Genomic DNA, 17,918 nt, shown 5'->3' with positions numbered 1-17,918 from the left:
TCGATGGATCGACTCTGCAGTTGTCGCGGGCCCAATTCACCGCGGACGGTTGGGACTACACGTGCTCCAGCACATACAGAGCATTATCAGCACGAATATTCGCAGCCCAGGCCCGGTTGGCAGCGCGTCCCCGGATAATCGGGATCTCGTGCACGATCTTGAAGTGCATCTGCTGACACAGTTCGCGGAAGTCGATCATCGAAAGGAAGTGCAGGTTCGGAGTATTGTACCAGTCATAGGGAAGCGAACCGGTCATCGGCGCCCGACCATGCAACAGGATCTGCACGCGAATCCACCAGTGGCCATAGTTGGGGACGAGAATCAACGCTCGCTTCGCCACGCGCAGCATCTCACGCAGCAGATCCTGGGGATGGCGAACTTGCTGGAGAGTCTGGCTCAGCACGGCATAGTCAAACGACTGTTCGGGAACTTCTTTCAGTCCCTGATCCAGGTCGGTCTGAATCACGGGCATCCCTTTCGCGATGGCTTCAACGACTTCGCGGTGATCCAGTTCGATTCCCTGCACCGAGCAGTTCAATTCATCGCGCAGACGACACAACAGACGCCCGTCACCGCACCCCAGATCGATGACGCGGCTGCCGCGGCCGATCTGGTCGATGATAAGTCGATCCGTCAACGCGGCAGTTGGATCAAGCACACTATATCGTTTCACGGGGGAATAACTCCGTAGTTAAATCGACTTCGTGGAAATGGCTGCGGCAGCATCGCTTTCAGTGAGCCCGTTTCCTTCGGCACCGCAAGCTTCCCACATTTCACCCAGGACATGCCGGCATTTGACGTCGATGGGACCCGCGGCATCGCCTGTCCCGTCTCGCCTGCCGAGTTACTGAGCGGCACCATGATAACGCCGGTAAGTCTCTCGCAGCAGGGGAGTGAGTAGTTCTTCGAGTTGCTTGATTTCCAGCAGGAACGAATCATGCCCGAAGACGCTGTCGAGTTCGAGATAGGTCACATGACGTCGAGTCGCCAGCAGGGCACTCACCAGTTCCCGGCTCTGGCTCGAAGGGAACAGCCAGTCACTGTGGTATGACGTAATGAGGAACCGCGCATCGGTGCGGCCGAGTGCCTCTCGTAGAGACCCGAAACGCTGTGCCAGGTCAAAGTAGTCCATGGCCCGGGTCAGATAGAGGTAGCTGTTCGCGTCGAATCGCTCGATGAATCGTTTTCCCTGATAGTGCAGATAGCTCTCGATCTTGAACTCGGTCTCGCTTTGCAGGTCGTAGGCAAGATGATCACTGTGCTGCAGGTTTCGACCAAACTTACGTTCAATCGAAGCTTCGGAAAGATACGTGATGTGTGCCACCATCCGGGCGAGTGCCAGTCCTGCTCTCGGACCGACATCCCCATATTTTGAAGGGACCGAGCCGTAGTAGTCACCCTGCTGGAACTGAGGGTCAGTGGTGATGGCGCGTCGACCGACGGCGTTGAAAGCAATCCCCTGGGCAGACAGCTTGCCCGCAGACGCCAGACAGACTGCAGAACGGGCCATGTCGGGGTAACGCGAAACCCAGTCCAGCACCTGCATGCCGCCAAGACTGCCCCCGATCACACACAGCAGTTTCTCGATCCCGAGGCTTCTCACCAGCGCCACATGGACATCAACAATGTCACCCACGGTGATAAAGGGAAACCGAAGTCCATAAGGTTGACCGGTCTTGGGATTGGTACAACTCGGCCCCGTCGTCCCCTGGCATCCCCCCAGTACGTTGGCACAGATGACGAAATACTTTGTCGTATCGAGCGCCCGGCCGGGTCCCACTAGTCCATCCCACCAACCTGACTTGCGGCTGTCGGCTGAATGTTTGCCAGCGACGTGCGCATCCCCTGTCAAAGCGTGACAGACGAAAATCGCGTTGTCTTTTTCGGGCGAAAGTTTCCCGTACGTCTCAAAAGCAACGGTGATGGGCCCTAATTGATCACCGCTTTCGAGCGTCAGCGGATTGGGGGGTTCAAAGAGCGTGGTGAATTGCGTTTCCACAATACCCACTGAACCCACCTCTTCATCTCGGACCGGCGATGCTATCTCTGATACCATATCAGTAGGATGATCCTGAAAGCATTTCACACGTGTTGACAGCGAAAGTCGGCTCGCCCAAAACCGCTGCAGGCCCCGTTCCCACGATCTGACTGGGAAACCGGGACATCGAAAGTATAGCGTGTCTTCTCCCCTTTTGGGCCTGTTACCGATTGGACGGGATTTTGATTATAGGGACGAACCGCCTCAGTTTCGAGCAGTCCCCGGTCCCAATCAAGTCGTGAATCGCCTCATCCGGCGGGCGTTCTCCGCGGCAGGATCTTTCATGCGCTTCGTTTTGCCACCTCGCAAGGTGCCGACGAGAGCGACGGACAGAACTGTAAGGAAAGCACCACTGCTGCCGGACTGTGCAAAATCCTGACAATCCACTTATGATTTCATCAGCGCAGGCTGATCAGAGAGTCGCTCGCTCGATCGCAGCTTGTCAGACTCGCCCTCCCCACGATTTTCGGCACGGCTTCCGAGGCGACGGGCTTTAAAACACCCCCTCAGAAGCAGCAAAAACAGGAAAACCCGGATGACCAGACAGATCAGCGGCGTACTCCCCATCGCACACACCCCGTTCCTCGAAGACAACTCGATCGATTTTGAGAGTCTCCGTCGACAGGTTGACTGGGGATTTGAAGTCGGTGCTGAAGGCTTTTGTACAGGCATGGTCTCTGAACTGTTACGACTCACCTATGACGAACGTGTGTCTCTCACGAACGCCTTGGGAGAAATGGTCGGCGACCGGGGCGTCTTCATCGCCGGAGTCGGCGCCGAATCGACCAAGCAGGCGATCCAGTACGCGCAGCATGCCGAAAAAGCGGGGGCCGCAGCGGTCATGGCGATTCCACCCCTTGCCACCAGAACCCCGCCGGGGGCCGTTCGCGATTACTTCACCGAACTGGCCGAGAACGTCAATCTGCCCGTGATCGTTCAAGACGCTTCAGGGTACGTTGGTCAGCCGATTCCCCTGGAGGTGAGTGTCGGATTGTTGCGCCGGTTCGGCAAGGACAAGATTTTCTTCAAACCGGAAGCCACTCCCATCGGCCCCAATCTTTCGGCACTTCGTGACGCGACCGACGGTGAAGCACGCATCTTCGATGGCTCGGGAGGAATCTGTCTGGTCGATTGCGCCCGCCGTGGCGTCGCAGGAACGATGCCGGGAATGGAGTTTCTTCCGGCGGTCGTGGCGTTATGGAAGGCGTTGCAGCGGAAGGACGAAGCAGCGATTTACCGACTTTCGTTCCCCATCTGTGCACTCGTCAGCCTGCAACTTCAAGCGGGTCTGGATGGCTTCCTGGCGATCGAGAAGTACGTGCTTCATCGTAACGGGCTCTTCAAGACAGACGTCCGCAGGCAGCCTTACGCGTGGAGCCTCGATCCCGAAACACGGAGTGAACTGGATCGACTCCTGGTAAAACTGGATGAAGCGGTGGAATCTGTCAAAACCAGCGCATCTTCCTGATCTTCCAAAGCGGTTACCCCTTCGCGGGATCGGCAGAGAGCTCTGGTTGTGCAGTCCGCTGAGGCGCCTCGCAACCAGAGCCGGTTCACCGCGTTCTCACTTCCGGAAAACGACCTGTCAGTCCGCTCTGTCCGATTGCCTGACCGAGGAATTTACTCCGACCGAAACGTCGAAGAATTTTCGTCGAACGGATCGAACGAAAGAGGTTGCATCAGCAGGCCGATGGCATAGTACGCGATCGCCCCCGCCAGGGCAGATAGTCCAAATGTGTGCAATGAGGACATCTTGATGGCGTGCGTCCCGTAGCCAGTCAGTCCGAAAAATGTGGTTGCCGCACTCAACCGCCGCAGAACGGCGCTGACCTCTTTCAGTGCGGAACCCGGAGACGTCGGCCGCTCACCTGGCGTTTCGGATGTCATCCGTGACGACGAGGAATCAAGACCATCGCTTGTATCCGTATTCCAGTCCTGATCGAGAAACCTGCTGGTGTCATCCAGCCCCAGGATGGACACGAATGTCACGCACGCCAGCAGTGTGACGCCAACCACCGCACAAATCATGAAGAACACGTTCATCGTTCGTCGCTCTCCAGATCCTCTTGCGCCCGTGTGACCGTGATTTTCTGCCCCTGATGAATCCTCGCTGCGCAAGGCTGTTACTCACAGGAACGAATTGCGAGAGGATACATGTTTGTCAGGCAGCGAAAGCTCCCACTTGCGAGCATGTTCACATGCCCCCATTCAAATCCGAGTTTGTTTCCTGCTCTGCAGAACGTCGTAGAGCCGTGAGCGGATCACGCAGCAGTCGCCAGACGGAAGCAGGAATTCAAACAATTTCGCTCGGCAAACGTCCCCGGTCTCTCACGATCCTGCAGTCCTGCTGAAACTCTGTCGCGCACCCACCCAATGAAAAAACCTCGCACCGAACTTTTTCCAAAGTCAGTGCGAGGCGAATTTTCAGCACAATCATTCGTGCGGATGCTCAGATAAGGCAGTCCTATTCAGCGCGCAGCGGTCGCAGCATCAAGGCGCGGGTGGCATCGCTGGCGGAACGATCTTCGTACAGGACTCGATAGACTTCGCTCGTGATCGGCATTTCGATTCCTTCCTGTTCGGCCACATCGAAAACGCTCTTCGCTGTTGCGACTCCTTCTGCGACGGCGTCCATACTGACCAGAATCTGGGACAGTGTTTCGCCTTTTCCCAGGCGGACGCCCACTCCACGGTTTCGCCCATACGGGCTGACACAAGTGGTGATCAAATCTCCCATTCCCGCCAGACCTGCAAACGTCGTCGCTTCCGCCCCGAATCGCTGACCGAACCGGGTCATCTCGACCAATCCGCGAGTCATCAGCGATGACTTGGCATTGTCACCAAAACCGAGGCCGTCCGAAATTCCTGCTGCGATGGCAATCACATTCTTCAACGCCGCCGCCAGTTCCACACCGATCAGATCAAGATTCGTATAGACCCGGAATCGCTCGGTGTTGAACATCCGCTGGACCTGTCGAGCCAGTCCCAGATCCCCGCTGGCGGCAACGACCGTCGCAGGCATCCGCCGCGAAATTTCTTCTGCGTGGCTTGGACCACCGACCGCCACCACCGCTCGGCTGCCGAGCACCTCGGTGATGATCTCGCTGGGTCGCATGAACGTTTCGTTTTCGATTCCTTTGATCACGCTGATCATCGGCCGGTTACGGTTCAGATACGGCCGCATGTCCATCAAGCTGGCACGCAGAAACTGAGTCGGGATCGCCGCAACGATGTACTCACAATCTTTCAATGCCAGCTCGATCTCGGACGTCATCCAGACCTGCTCAGGCAACTTGACGCCGGGGAGCAAGCGCTGATTCTCACGCGTGCTCTGCATCTGTGCGACGTGGTCAGGATTGCGTCCCCAGATGCAGACCTGCTGATCTTCGTGTTCGGCCAGCAGGATTGCACAGGCCGTTGCCATTGCGCCATTGCCCAGGACTGTAATCTTCGTTGTCATTGCAGATAACCGTTGATGTAGAATCCGCCGGTGTACGAATTCACTGGTGCCGAGAACAGGGTTTGAGGAGTGCTTGCATTATAGATCAAGTTGTTGACGGTTCCCATGAACTGAACCGTCGGGGTGATGTTGGTGAACATAATTCCGTAGTGCGGGGTGAGGTCGTTCGCCAGCAGGTTGATCGTGTTGCCATCAATCTGCATGCGGGAATTTGCCGCCACTTTGTCAAACAACATCCCGGTTGCACCACCCGCCTTGTCCGTGATGATGTTCGAAGCAATGTAGTCGGTACTGGTCCCGCTGAGCGAGAACCGAAGCCCCGTTCCACCCGTGCCCCCGAACGTCACCGTGTTGGTGGCGATGTTCAAGGTCGACGTCGCGGCAGCGATCACAGAAACCCCGGTTCCCTGGGCACCAGCGAATGTGATCGTGTTCCCATCGACCTGGGCCGTCATTGACGCCGTGGTCGAGGTCCCCTGAAGCAGGACACCTGTCATCCCGGTCCCCTGGGCGAAGATCGTGTTGTTAGAGACACGGACGCTTTCAGGACCACTCCAGTTGACGTTGATCACGGGGCTGCTTCCCTGGGACGCGGTGATCGTGTTGGAAAGAATCGAAGCGGCCAGCGAGGCCCCTGTCCCGCTCGGCAGTGTCTGATAGAGAATCGCGGTTCCGTTGGCGTCGTTGATCGTGTTACCCGAGATCTGCGAATTGAACGTTCCCGTCGTATCCGCCTGCACACGAATCGTTCCACCCCCGACGGCTCCGTTGCCGGTAAGAAGCGAGTTCTGCACGACCAGTGTCGAATCGTTGAGCGAATCGATTGCGTATCCGGTCGAGCCGGTGATTCGTGCGTTCGAAAGCACCAGTTGACTGGACTTCGTCGAATGAATGCCGACACCATTGTTGGTCAGATCCAGCCAGCTCAGCTTGGCGATTCCGAAAGAATTGATGATCACACCCTTTTCGGTGTTCTGGATGACGCCTCCGCTTCCCAGCGTGCCGTTCCCCTTGAGAGTCAGGTTCCCCAGGCTTTGGAGCAGGCTGATCCCGAACGGACCACCGTCCACCGAGACGTTCGAGAACGTCGCATTCATGGTCGACCCCTGAATATCGATCGCCGGGGCGTTGACCGTCTTCAACGTTCCATCGTTGACCTGCAGCTTGGAGACACCCCGTGCGTATAAGCCTGTCGCGTTCTGGGTTGTCAGGTTCATGTTGCCGAAGGTTACGTCACTGGAGGTGTTGACCAGCGAAACCGCAGGTGAAGCGGATGTCGTCGTCACGTTCAGGTGATCAACGTTGATAATGGCATCCGATCCGTTCACCGTGAATCCTGCTCCATTGGGAGACGTAATCGTCGTGTAACCGAGGAAGTTGTAAGTGTTGTAATCGGTTGTCGTGACCCCATTATTGGTCGAGACAGTTCCGGTCGTTCCCGAGATCGCCACCGCAGGACCGAACGAGTGCGCGACATTCAGCGAGGCGATGGTTGCATCCGTCGCCACGTTGCTCATCTTCAATCCTGCACCGCCCGTGGCCTTGATCGTCGCGTTGTTGATCAACAGCGAACCACCCTGCGTGTTCGAGACGGAAATCCCGTCGCCGTCGGCAGTGATTGTATTTCCCGTTCCGTCGTACGAAATGTCGGCGTTCCCCCCATCAATCACGACACCGTTGCCGGATGCCGAATTGATCTGGATGTTGGCCATCGTGATATCACCGGACGAGTTATTCAGATTGATTGCGTCGCCATCCACCTGCGTGAATGTCAAATCGCGTAGCGTCACGTCAGCAGCGTTCGTTCCCTGAATGGCGTTGCCGCCAATATGGTTGAAGTTGAAACCAGACACCTGGGTGTTCGAGGCCAGCGTGACAGCAGGACCATTCGTCCCTTCGAACCGTGGCGTGACCGTGGCGTTCCCGAGCTGGGCCGACTGCGACAAGCTCGGCAGTTTCACGAAACCGCCGCCAGCGATGGCCAGTGCTGGCATCGCCTGACTGTTTTCACCCAGCAACTGTTGTCCCTCAGACAGCGTGACAGATTCGTTGATAATCGATCCGCTACGGACGAAGATCACGTCGGCCCCGGTTGCCAGAGCGTTTTTCAGACTGTTATGCGGATTTGTCGTGGTCCCATCGCCCGATGGTTCAAAGTAGGGATCGCCGCCACCAGTGAAGTAGGGGTTCCCGGAGGAGTAGGGCTGTCCTTCCTGATAGACCTGTTCGATGTGGTAGGGGAGACCCGTGGCGGGATTAATCGCCACTTTGTCGTTTTCATACGACTTGTCGTGGCTGATGATCACGTTGTAATTTCGCTCGACGAACCGGAACGGATTCGGCGTATTTCGTTTCCAGCCACTTGCCGGGTTGTTGCTGCCGAACGGAAGTTGCAGCGAGACACCTGCCATCAGGTTATTGCCGTAAAGTGGATCGTTGGTGTAAAGCAACTGCCCGGTCACACCATTGTTGTACACCGCTTCGGCGCGCATCCGGAACCCATCGACGTTGCCTCTGGTTCCCCCTTCAAAGTGGTATCCGCCGATGAAACCTCGCAACCAGTGGCGGTCGCGGATCGGGTGACTGTAACCGACTTCGAAATCGACCCCTGTCAGTGCCGATCCCTGATCGACCGCTTGCCCATACAGCAATTGATGGCCGACAATCCGTTCCGCACCGATCGAACTCGAGTAGGTTTGTTCGGACGTGACAGGAATATAGACGTTGGACCGAAGTTCGTACCGATCGATCAACCCTTCGAAGCTCAGACCCACCTGATGAAACAGGCGTTTTGAGGTGTCGTCGGCGTCATACCAGATACTGGCCCCCCCCCAGGCATTGTAGTCCTCGCTGAGGTAGCGATAACCGAGACCAAAGTTGCCCCCCAGACGCGACCGGTTCGAAACAAAGCCACGGACGTCTGCAAACAGAAAATGCTCGTCCGCCAGCATGTAGGGCATGACTTCAAACGGTGTGATCGTGTCATTACGACCGAAGGTTTTGCCCATCAGGTGGCTCATCCGACCAATGGCCCCAATCCCGTCCTCGACTTCGACTGGTTCGTAAGTCGTCATCGAGAAGAAGGTCTTGAATGTCCGGGGAGGACGCTTCTTTTTTCTCTGTTGCGATTGAAGACGTTCCTGCCGTGCTCTCGCCAGCGCCCGTTCCTTGAAGATGTCTGTCTCTTCGCTGATGGGTTCAGGGAAATCAGGAGAGTCGGACTGGGCACGGATAGTTGTCACCCAGTCTTCGGCACTGGCCGCGCGATGTGCGACGCTGTCACTAGCGAGGGAGAGCAAAGCACCCAGCCAGATTCCTGCTGTGCACTGGTTCCAGAGAGAACCTGACCAGAATCGATTTAACACCGGCATCAGTAAACATCCTTTCCGCACGCAATCGCAGCGGCGACAGGTGTGCGCAAAGACGATCTGGAGGGCGAGGATCGCACGAGTCTCAACACGAGACTGCTTCGCGAAAAGCCGCTCAGATTCGTATTAATTGAAGAAGCTGGGAAACAGACGGAGATAGTCTCAGACAGGATCGGCAGGGGTATAAATTCTGAGCCCGGTTCTGTCGAGACCGACTTGCCCGGACTTGATCCCGTGCAGCGGGGTTTTCGCAAAGGCTTTTATTTCAGTCACTTTTTTCACCGGGCATCCGCAGATTCTGCCGGAGCCACGCCCCGTTTGAAGCCTGACGGAGCGATTCGTCCGTCGCCAGGACTGCGTTGCCGCGAAGGTTTTTGATTCGGTCTGCAAGCGGTCGACGCTGAGTGGCTCGCCCACCCGCATTCTCGGCTCAATAACCGAGGCCTGCGGCTCTTCACCGCTTTGAAATCTAAACGCAAGCCATTTTGAGCAAATGAGTTAACAGCGACACCCCGCAGATCACGCAATCAGATTATGTCGCGCTTTCCTGCGAAGTCCTGCCTCCCACGCGGATCCTCGCATGGAGCGCAAGAGCAATACCCAAGATCATTGCGACGCACGATTCTCAGTCCAGAATCTTAACGCTGGTAGATCGGCAGATACCCGTACTCGACCGTCAGGGCCAGGACACTGAGGCTGGTTGAATAGACCATTCCGAAGGGTCGTTCATTTCCATTCTTTGCCGTCCAGCTACCGTCAGGGCTCTGATTGTCGAGCAATTCTCGAAACAGAATCGCTTTGGTTCGATCCCAGTCCGCTCCACCATATTTATAGGCGCCGATTGCGTGGTAATAGGCTCCGTAAAAGAACCAGTTATCCTGAATTCGCAGGGGCTGGCGATGGAGAAACTGAATTCCATTGTGCACTTCGGCATCGTCGAGATGATCGCAGACCTGAAGACACAAAATGCCCGCAGCCGTTAACGAGGAAGTCGGGCCACTACCGGGCTGATAACCAAACCCGCGGCCGTTTGCACATTTTTTGACGTACTCAACCGCCAGTTCAATTCGTTCGATCGGCACATCACACCCGATGTCCTTTGCCGCGCGAAGTGCCAGTAGCTGCCATCCTGTCACGCTCAGATCACTGTCTTCACTATTATATTGATAGCGCCACCCGCCCCGTTCGCGGGGAGTTTTGCGGACCTGCTGAGCTTTCAGAATCAGCCGGATTCCATTCTCCAGCGCGGCCCGGACGCGAGGAGACGAATGCTTCTCCGACATTCCCAGGACTTCCGAGAGCATCAGCGTACTGATCCCATGGTCGTACATGGGGCCGTGCCCCCGCGCGTCAATAATCATCCCATTGGGAACTTGATGCTGAATAACGTATTCAATTCCCCTGGCGATCGCGGCGCCGTAGGGTCCTTCCCCTGGGACGTGCCCGGCAGCCAGAAACGACATGACGGCGAGTGACGTTCCTGCCGTGGAGGGTCCCCGCTGATCGATTTGCCAGCTTCCATCCGCCGCCTGCCGCGACGCAATAAAGCGGAGCGCCTTCACGACTGCCTCATCGACCTCCTCATCTTCCACGGCAATCGCGGAAGAGATACAGACCAGGCAGAGTGCGAGGCCTCCAAAAAACGCGTAACCCAGGCAAAATGCGGGAAATCGCACCAAGACTCTCCTTCACAATCACTCATCCCCACCGAAGGGGTACCCGATAACACGCGCTTCATTTGGCGGGCCTGGTGATTTGCTCAAAGTAGGATTTGATTCGATCAGCGTACTCAGGATGCGACTTCTTTCCGGCACCTTGCAGGATTTCCGTCCGCAACTGGCCGGGAAGGCGACCCCAGTTCTGACGGGCATGCTGCTGCAATTCGACTTCGAGCTGGCCCAGATCGACTCCCTCTGTGGTCCCCCCAGGAGTCGCTCCCTCACCACCATTTCCCGACGGCTCAGCCGGTTCGTTGCTGGGCGATCTTGCCGAAGGGGCGTCATTTCGGGAACGACCTTTTTGTTTCGAGTTCCTTCTGGCTCCTTCTTCGGACCTCAGCAATTTGGCAAACTGGCGAAACCGCTCCGCCGCACCGGCCAGCTGAGACGGACCTTCCGTTTCACTGGCGGCGGATTCGACCTCGGAAGACTCGTTCGAAGCAGCCGCTTGCTTTTGGGGTGAATCCTCCTCGTCCTCTGCTTTGTTCGTTTCAGGGTCTTTCATGGAGCCCGCTTCGGACGGAGGGTTACTAGAATCCTGTCCTTCACCCCGAATCGGTGAATCTGTTTCGTCGCCTTGGGGCGAAGAATCAGAATTATGGGATTCCTCGGATCCCGGTTTGCTCTGACTCTGTTCGGGGACTGTTTCGGAGGGAGCAGCGGGAGATTCTTTTCCGCTCGCGGGCCCCTCGGCTGTGGGGGCCGATCCCCCCTCCACAGCACCCTCGGCTTGAGAAGCTGACGATTCTGACGGTGATTTCGGGGAAGACGACGAAGGAGAATCACCAGGCTTTTCGCCAGCTTTCCCCTCATTGCCTTGCGACTGTCCTGAATCGCTGCCGTCTTCACCTTTCATACCCTCATCGCGTGCCCCCTTTGCGCCAACTTTGCCTGACGACTCCGACGGAGACTTTGGGGAAGATGACGAGGGGGCATCGCCAGGCTTTTCACCAGCTTGACCCTCATCCCCCTGCGACTGTCCTGAGTCGCCGCTGTCTTCACCTTTCATACCCTCCTTGCCCGCCACCTGCCCGCCCTCTTTGCCTGACGACTCCGACGATGACTGCAAGGCCGATGACGAAGGGGGCCCCCCTGGCTTTCCTGCCCCCATTCCTTCACCGCCCGGGGACTGTCCTGAACCACCGTCCCCTTCACCATTCATTCCACCTTTTCCAGAGCCCTCGGTCCCGTCACTGCCATCCGATTTCGACGATGACTTCTGGGGCTGTTGACCGGCGGATTTCTCCTGGGGGGAATTTTTCTGGCCGGCTTTTGAGGCTGACGAGGCAGGTGATTTTTCAGCAGCCATTTGACTCTTTTCAGCCTTCGCCTGTTGCTGGGACTGATCGCGAGACGACTCTTCCTGTTTGTCAGACGGTTTTGCCTGTGATTCCTTCGCCGAGGCCGCAGGATCCTTGCCCGGTGGTGGCTCCTGACCGGCTTTCTTTCCGTCGGGCGAAGAAGAAGAAGCCTTTTCCTGGCTGAGTTTCATTTGTGCCAGCTTGATCTGGCGAGTCGCTTCGGCAACCTTCGCCCCGACCTGTTCGGGGACGGGTGTCACACCCGGCGATCGAGGGGGCGTCGGCTTCACTTCGTTTGCGGCTTCGTTCAGTTTCTCCGTCGCCTCGGCCGCAGCCTGGGCAGAAGCAGATCTGTCTTTCTGGGCCTGTGCGTTCTCTGCTTTCCGCATGGCGGCTTCTGCCTGCTCCGTCGCCCGACGTGCTTTGTCTCCCGCCTCGGCCACTTCACGAGTATCGGGCCCCTTCAGCGGGGCCGACTTGAGCGTCTCGGTAGTCTCCGCCAGCTCACGCGACAACTGTTGCGCCGCAGCGGTGGCTCGACGCTGTGCTTCAATTCGGGCTCCCCGAACCGCCTCGGGAGATTTCGCCAGCTCTTCCAGTTCGCGTGCCATCTCTCGCTGCTGTTCGGCCAGCTGCTCTGCCTGACGCGATTGAGGGGTGGGGGACTGGCCGTCTGGATTCAACTGTTCACGCGTTGCGTCCGCTGCCGTTTCTGCACGACGCGCTGTTTCCGCGGCTGCTGCCAACTCCCCTCCCTGCGCCTGCTGTCGAGCCAGCTCAGCCTGACGAGCGAAGTCGGCCGCCTCCTTCGTCGCTGGTGAGTCTGCTCCGGTCTCTCGCAGCAGACCGATCGCCTGCTCAGTGGCGGCACGAGTGATCTGTTCCTGCTGCTTCAACGCCTTCGCACCCCGCTCACGCCAAGCCTGCTCATCACCGGACTCGGCTGACTTTGATTCCGCACCCTCGCTCGCGGGTGCCCTCGTTTCTGTCTCGGAAGACCGCGCCTGTTGTCCAGCAGGGCTCCGGGTGTCCGTTTCCCTGGATTCCGGTTTGGAACGACCTTGCTCGTTCGATTCCGCTTCGTGAGTTGCATCGGCACCGGGGGTCTGACCGGATTCCGGTCCCTCATCCTGCTTCGACTCTGGTACATCGTCGCCGGGGGTTTGCCCCTCAGGCGCCCCTTGAGGACCCGTTGCTGCTTCCGCTCTGTTGGGTGATGGAGTCCCTTTTGGATTGTCAGACGCGCTGGTCTGCGGGCGCGCTGAAGAAGATTGTGGCTCGGAACCGGTCTCTAGTGACGCGCGATCTGCGGAAGCGTCATCATTCGCGCGGGGCTGCTGATTCGCCTGATCTTCTCCAGTCGGTTCGGCGTCCGACGCTGAATCCGTCGCTGGCGCCGCATGAGGCTTGGTCTGGGGACTGTCCCCTGTGGCGACATCAGCCTCCTGCTTCATCGCGATGGCAAGCTGGTCCTGCACCTGGGCAAGCTGTCGTGCCTGCTGGGCCAATTGGTTGAGTCGTTGCTGCTTGTCTCGCCGTGCCGCCTCCAGAAGTTCAGGGTGGTTTTTCAGCAATTCATCCATCCGCTTGCTGAGCTGTTCTCCCTCGTCTCTCAACTTCTGCAAGACTTCCAAGTCAACGTGACGAACCTCCTGATCCGCAGGAACAGACTCCCCTTCGTGCCCCTGATCATCCGGGACCGTCGCGGGAGGGCTCTTCTGAGCTGACGCGACCGTCTGAGGCTCTTCGTCGCGGGAGGAATCTGCCGGGTCGGCGGGCTGTGTCAGCTCGGGCCGTTTGGCCAGTTCTTCGACCTGAGGGCGAGCCGTCTCGTCTGAAGCCGTGGCATCTGCCCGGTTGTCTGTCCCCTTACGATGCTCGTCGAGTCGTTCCAATTCTTCTGCGAGTCGTTCTGCCCGTTGTGCAAGCCGGGACAGTTCCGCCAGGTTCTGCTCCAGCTTGTTCAGTTCGTTCAAATGTCGGCCGAGTGTCTGCAACTTTTTGTCGGCAGCTCCCAGGCGGTCGATTGCTTGCGCGATGGGTTCGAGCTGGTCCCGGGCGGGCTTATCATGGGCCTGTTGCAGCTTCTCGAAGGCCACCTGTAAATCCTCAGCGGCAATCTGGTCCGTCGCGTCAGCCAGTTCCGACGTCATCAGCCGCTCGGCGAGACGATCCCCCAGATCCTGCAGCTTGTCGAGCAGCGCATTCTGTTCGTTCTGCAGGGAGTCAAGCTGTTCATTTTTGTCAGTCGGGTCGTCCCGCCCGAGCGCCTCTCGCTCGGTCTGTTGATGCAGCTGCGTCATTGCATCTTTCACATCTCCCAGATCCGCGCGCAACTGGACCAACTGATCGTCCATTTGCTGGATTTCCGTTGCCAGTTCCTGATCCGGAAGCTGCGGAAGACTCGTGTTGACCATCAGAGTACGGCGAGCTGACCAGGTGACCTGCGGTCCGGCTTCAGTCTGATTATCCGCTGCACGAATGCGATACGTTACGATCTGACCACCGGTTAAGTTGAATCGCGTCAAGTCGATCGCAAACGAGTGAGCCAGTGGCAGGGGGGTCAGTTGATCATCTGCCACCTTCTGGATTTCCTCGATCCCAGTCGAAGCCTCGATGTACAACTCGACAGCAGATAGACCAAAGTCATCATTAATTTCGGCGCGCTGCTCATACAGTTCGTCAGGCCGGACAAATACGGGATGGTCCGGGCCACTCAGTCGCAAAGTCGGGGGTTCATCCGGCGTCACGAAGAGCGATCGAGCCAGGTCTCGATTCTGAAGTCCCGACGAATTTGAGGCGAGAATCGAGATCGCGCCGGAAACACGCGCCATCACTGCTGCTGTACCGCGCGTCCGGTCGGCAGACAGCGTGAGGGGAATCAGATCCTCGACCTCTGAAGCATCTCGAGGGGGAGCGACGGGGGATGAGGCATCTGGAAGGGACTTTGGCCACTGCAATCGGGCTTCAACGACGGGTTCACTGAACTCCACCGAGACCAAGACCTGACTGGCTTCCTGGATTCGGACTTCAGGCGGCACACTGGTCAGCGACCGGGCTGGCAGACCGGTGTAGGGGGGTGGTTCGATTTCCATCTGAAACCGCGTCATGACGGGGGGATCGGCCACGACGACGCGATGCATCCCCGTCCGGGCTCCATCCGATGTTACGTCAAAACTCAGCGACTGCTGAACTCGAGGTAACGTTGTGACGAAAGTCTCTGTCTGTGTATCCCAGACGAATCGACGCTGATCGGATCCGTTCAGGTCGTCTCGCCAGTTCAGCCTGAGTGATGAAAATTTCTCGGGATTAACGATGAGGCCATTGCGACGCGGAGTCACTTTGACGTGGATCGGCACATCCGATCCACGAGCGACAACCTGGTCCCCTTCGACCACGTTCAAAATCCACCGGGACCCCCACGAAAAATTTCCCCACGGCGCGAAAAATCGGCTGAGGAGCAATCCGTAAGCGTCGGCATTCCACACGAATGGGGCCAACAGCAGAACCACCGCGATGGCCGCGATCAAAGCGGCTCGGAGGGGTCCCTGATGGAACGAGATCTGGTCAATTGAAAGATGTTTGAACGCTTTCACCGTTTGTCGCGCGAGCAGATCCTGCATCAACCTTGATGCCCCGGGAGCCAGCTCGGTCCCTTCGTTTCCCCGTAGTTCGACGAGCGATGTCAATCTCTCCCGCAGTTCCGGAAACTGCTGCTCCACCACGGCTGCCAGTGAGGCGAAAGAAACGGGAGCCCACATCGGGCGAAGGACGCCGCGCCAGATCAGCACCACCGCAAGTACGACCCAGCCCCCCAGTAATGCTCCGCGGATCGTTCCGCTTAACCCCAGCCAGGCATCCAGCACCACGACACCGGCGAGATAAAGAACCATCCCCACGATCAGACGGCTCACGCCACGAATGAATGCCGCATCCCGAAGCTGCTTGTCGAGACCGAGCAACTGCTGTTCAATCTGGGTCGGGATGCCGGGGGCGACTGCGGACATGGCTACTCCGAGCCTGTTCTGGCCTGAAATGGGGAACAACTGGAAGCGGACGCGGACGCGTTCGATGCACCGCGACGGAGATTCCTCAGACGGATGGGACTTTGCTGCCAATATCTAAATCTAAAAGCATAAACAGCTTAAGACCCGCAGCACGATTTACGTGACGCTGCCTTTTGATGAGAAAACAGAAGCAACGGAGTAGACAATTACTCAATTCCGATCGGCAATTCGAGTTTTTTGCCGATTCGGCGTATTCTATGCCGAACAAGATGAGAAATGACAGTACCTGTTTTAAAACACAAGGCTGCTGCGACCTGCGTCGGATGAAGAAGGGATTTTGATGTCGCTGGAAATCAAAAATGTCAAGAAATCGTATCGGGACCCCAGCGGGGGGCGGGTTCCCATATTGAATGTGGCAGATTTCAAACTGGGACAAGGAGAACAAGCGGTGCTTGTGGGCTCCAGCGGGGGCGGAAAGACAACGCTGCTGAACATCATCGCGGGAATTACGGCGGCCGATTCGGGCGAGGTCCTGATTGGCGGCACCGATATCGTGAAACTCTCGGAGGCCGCCAGAGATCGTTTTCGGGCAGAGCGTATTGGCTACGTCTTTCAGACGTTTAACCTCCTTCCCGCATTTACCGCGCTGGAGAATGTCTTGCTGGGGATGAGTTTTGGCGGCCGAAAAGCGGATCGGGCCCGAGCCATTCAACTACTGGAACGCGTTGGCCTCTCTCACCGACTGCACCACAAGCCGACGCAAATGTCGGTCGGTGAGCAACAGCGGACCTCCGTCGCCCGGGCGCTCGCCAACACTCCCCGGCTGTTACTGGCCGACGAACCAACTGCTAACGTCGACGTCGCTAATCAACAGACCGTATTGGACCTGTTACGGGATTCGTGTCGAGAACACCATGTTTCGTTGTTGCTGGTCACTCACGCCCAGGAAGTCGCCGCTCAGTTCGACCGAATAGAGAAACTCGCGGAATTCAACCGACCCCTAGCCACAACCAAAGCCTGAACAGGGTATCGGCGACAAAGAGTGGGAACCGGCTTTAAGAGGGAGAGGTTGAGAACTCTCCCCCTATGACGATTCGCCGCAGACAGGCGGCTTTCAAATCGCGACCCCAACCAGCCATCCAGTTTCGCTATCCACAAAAACGCTGTAGAGTTTCCTGAGACTGCAGGCCCCTTCACTTCTCACTTCTTTCTCAGGGAACACACCATGAGTGATCTCGTCGTAATCGTCTTTGATGATGATAAGACCGCTTTCGAGATGCGGACGGCATTGATCAAGATGCAGAATCAGTATCTGATCGAACTGGAAGATGCAGTCGTTGTCACAAAGGATGCTGCAGGGACGGCCCAACTCCATCAGGCGGTCAATCTGACAGCAGCGGGTGCGGTCGGAGGGGCCTTCTGGGGTTCACTGATTGGCATGCTGTTCCTCAACCCACTTCTGGGAGCCGCTGCCGGAGCAGGAGCGGGAGCACTTTCAGGCGTGCTGTCCGACATCGGCATCAGCGACACCACCATCAAAGATGTCTCGGAAGCATTCAAGCCAGGTACTTCGGCCCTGTTTATCCTTGTCCGCAAGGCAACATATGACAAGGTTCTGGAAGGACTGAAAGAGTTTGCCGGGAAGGGGAAAGTTTTCCAGACATCACTTGCCAAAGACACTGACGCGGAACTCCGCGCCGCTCTTGAAAAAGTGTCGTAGCACACTCCCGCGAGGCCGAAAACGGATTCGCAGGTGCGCCCCAAAAATCGTTCCGATGCATCGACTTGTCAATGACCTGGTTCGCTCCCTCTCCGTCGCCACTTCACTGGGCCCCGAGAGGGAGACTTTCGTTTTATTTCCAATTTCTCGCCCCGGCCCGCATTTCGTCACCATCGACCTGGAAAAACCTGATCCGCAATCGAAAGAAGACGTCGCTCGCGACCAGGCCGGTGCGACTCTGACCGACTCTTCCCACGCGGCTGGTCGGTGATGTCCGTCAGGTTCGTGCTTCAGCCAGCCATCATC

10 protein-coding genes are annotated in these 17,918 nt (G+C 57.4%); 3 read left to right on the top strand and 7 right to left on the bottom strand.

Going from position 1 to position 17,918, the window contains the following annotated elements; genetic code table 11:
* Positions 1–55: 55 nt before the first annotated feature.
* Both metW and ACGY09_RS21930 read right to left on the bottom strand, forming a co-directional pair.
* On the bottom strand, positions 56–673 hold the full coding sequence (metW, locus tag ACGY09_RS21935; RefSeq protein ID WP_373652840.1) for a methionine biosynthesis protein MetW: 618 nt from the start codon (positions 671–673) through the stop codon (positions 56–58).
* A 171-nt stretch (positions 674–844) separates the two neighbouring features.
* Complete coding sequence (locus tag ACGY09_RS21930; protein WP_397569439.1) at positions 845–2,008, bottom strand: homoserine O-acetyltransferase; 1,164 nt, start codon at positions 2,006–2,008, stop codon at positions 845–847.
* A gap of 565 nt (positions 2,009–2,573) precedes the next feature.
* On the opposite strand from ACGY09_RS21930, the gene ACGY09_RS21925 reads away from it, so the two are divergent.
* On the top strand, positions 2,574–3,506 hold the full coding sequence (locus ACGY09_RS21925; protein WP_397569438.1) for a dihydrodipicolinate synthase family protein: 933 nt from the start codon (positions 2,574–2,576) through the stop codon (positions 3,504–3,506).
* A gap of 152 nt (positions 3,507–3,658) precedes the next feature.
* On the opposite strand, the gene ACGY09_RS21920 is transcribed toward ACGY09_RS21925, so the two are convergent.
* From ACGY09_RS21920 to ACGY09_RS21900, 5 genes are all read right to left on the bottom strand, one after another.
* On the bottom strand, positions 3,659–4,081 hold the full coding sequence (locus tag ACGY09_RS21920) for a hypothetical protein (protein ID WP_397569437.1): 423 nt from the start codon (positions 4,079–4,081) through the stop codon (positions 3,659–3,661).
* A 421-nt stretch (positions 4,082–4,502) separates the two neighbouring features.
* Entirely contained in the window at positions 4,503–5,498 is a 996-nt protein-coding gene (locus ACGY09_RS21915) for an NAD(P)H-dependent glycerol-3-phosphate dehydrogenase (RefSeq protein WP_397569436.1), read from the bottom strand.
* A complete protein-coding gene (locus tag ACGY09_RS21910) occupies positions 5,495–8,869 on the bottom strand; it encodes a beta strand repeat-containing protein (RefSeq protein WP_397569435.1) in 3,375 nt (1,124 codons plus the stop codon). The genes ACGY09_RS21915 and ACGY09_RS21910 overlap by 4 nt, the downstream gene beginning before the upstream one ends.
* Before the next feature lie 635 nt (positions 8,870–9,504).
* A complete protein-coding gene (locus ACGY09_RS21905) occupies positions 9,505–10,542 on the bottom strand; it encodes a prenyltransferase/squalene oxidase repeat-containing protein (RefSeq protein ID WP_373652846.1) in 1,038 nt (345 codons plus the stop codon).
* Positions 10,543–10,600: 58 nt separating this feature from the next.
* Entirely contained in the window at positions 10,601–15,892 is a 5,292-nt protein-coding gene (locus ACGY09_RS21900; protein WP_397569434.1) for a hypothetical protein, read from the bottom strand.
* Between the two features lie 340 nt (positions 15,893–16,232).
* Here ACGY09_RS21900 and ACGY09_RS21895 point away from each other — a divergent pair, with 340 nt between their 5' ends.
* Together ACGY09_RS21895 and ACGY09_RS21890 are read left to right on the top strand one after the other, a co-directional pair.
* Positions 16,233–16,913, top strand: a complete 681-nt coding sequence (locus ACGY09_RS21895; protein ID WP_397569433.1) for an ABC transporter ATP-binding protein — start codon at positions 16,233–16,235, stop codon at positions 16,911–16,913.
* A 204-nt stretch (positions 16,914–17,117) separates the two neighbouring features.
* Positions 17,118–17,612 (top strand): DUF1269 domain-containing protein, encoded by a 495-nt coding sequence (locus ACGY09_RS21890; protein WP_397569432.1) that lies wholly within the window; start codon positions 17,118–17,120, stop codon positions 17,610–17,612.
* Positions 17,613–17,918: the final 306 nt, after the last annotated feature.

The sequence above is a fragment of the Schlesneria sphaerica genome (genome assembly GCF_044336245.1).
In the GTDB taxonomy this organism is placed as follows: Bacteria; Planctomycetota; Planctomycetia; order Planctomycetales; family Planctomycetaceae; genus Schlesneria; species Schlesneria sphaerica.
The sequence above is the reverse complement of the archived record's forward strand: the minus strand, read 5'-3'. Positions and strand labels throughout refer to the sequence as shown.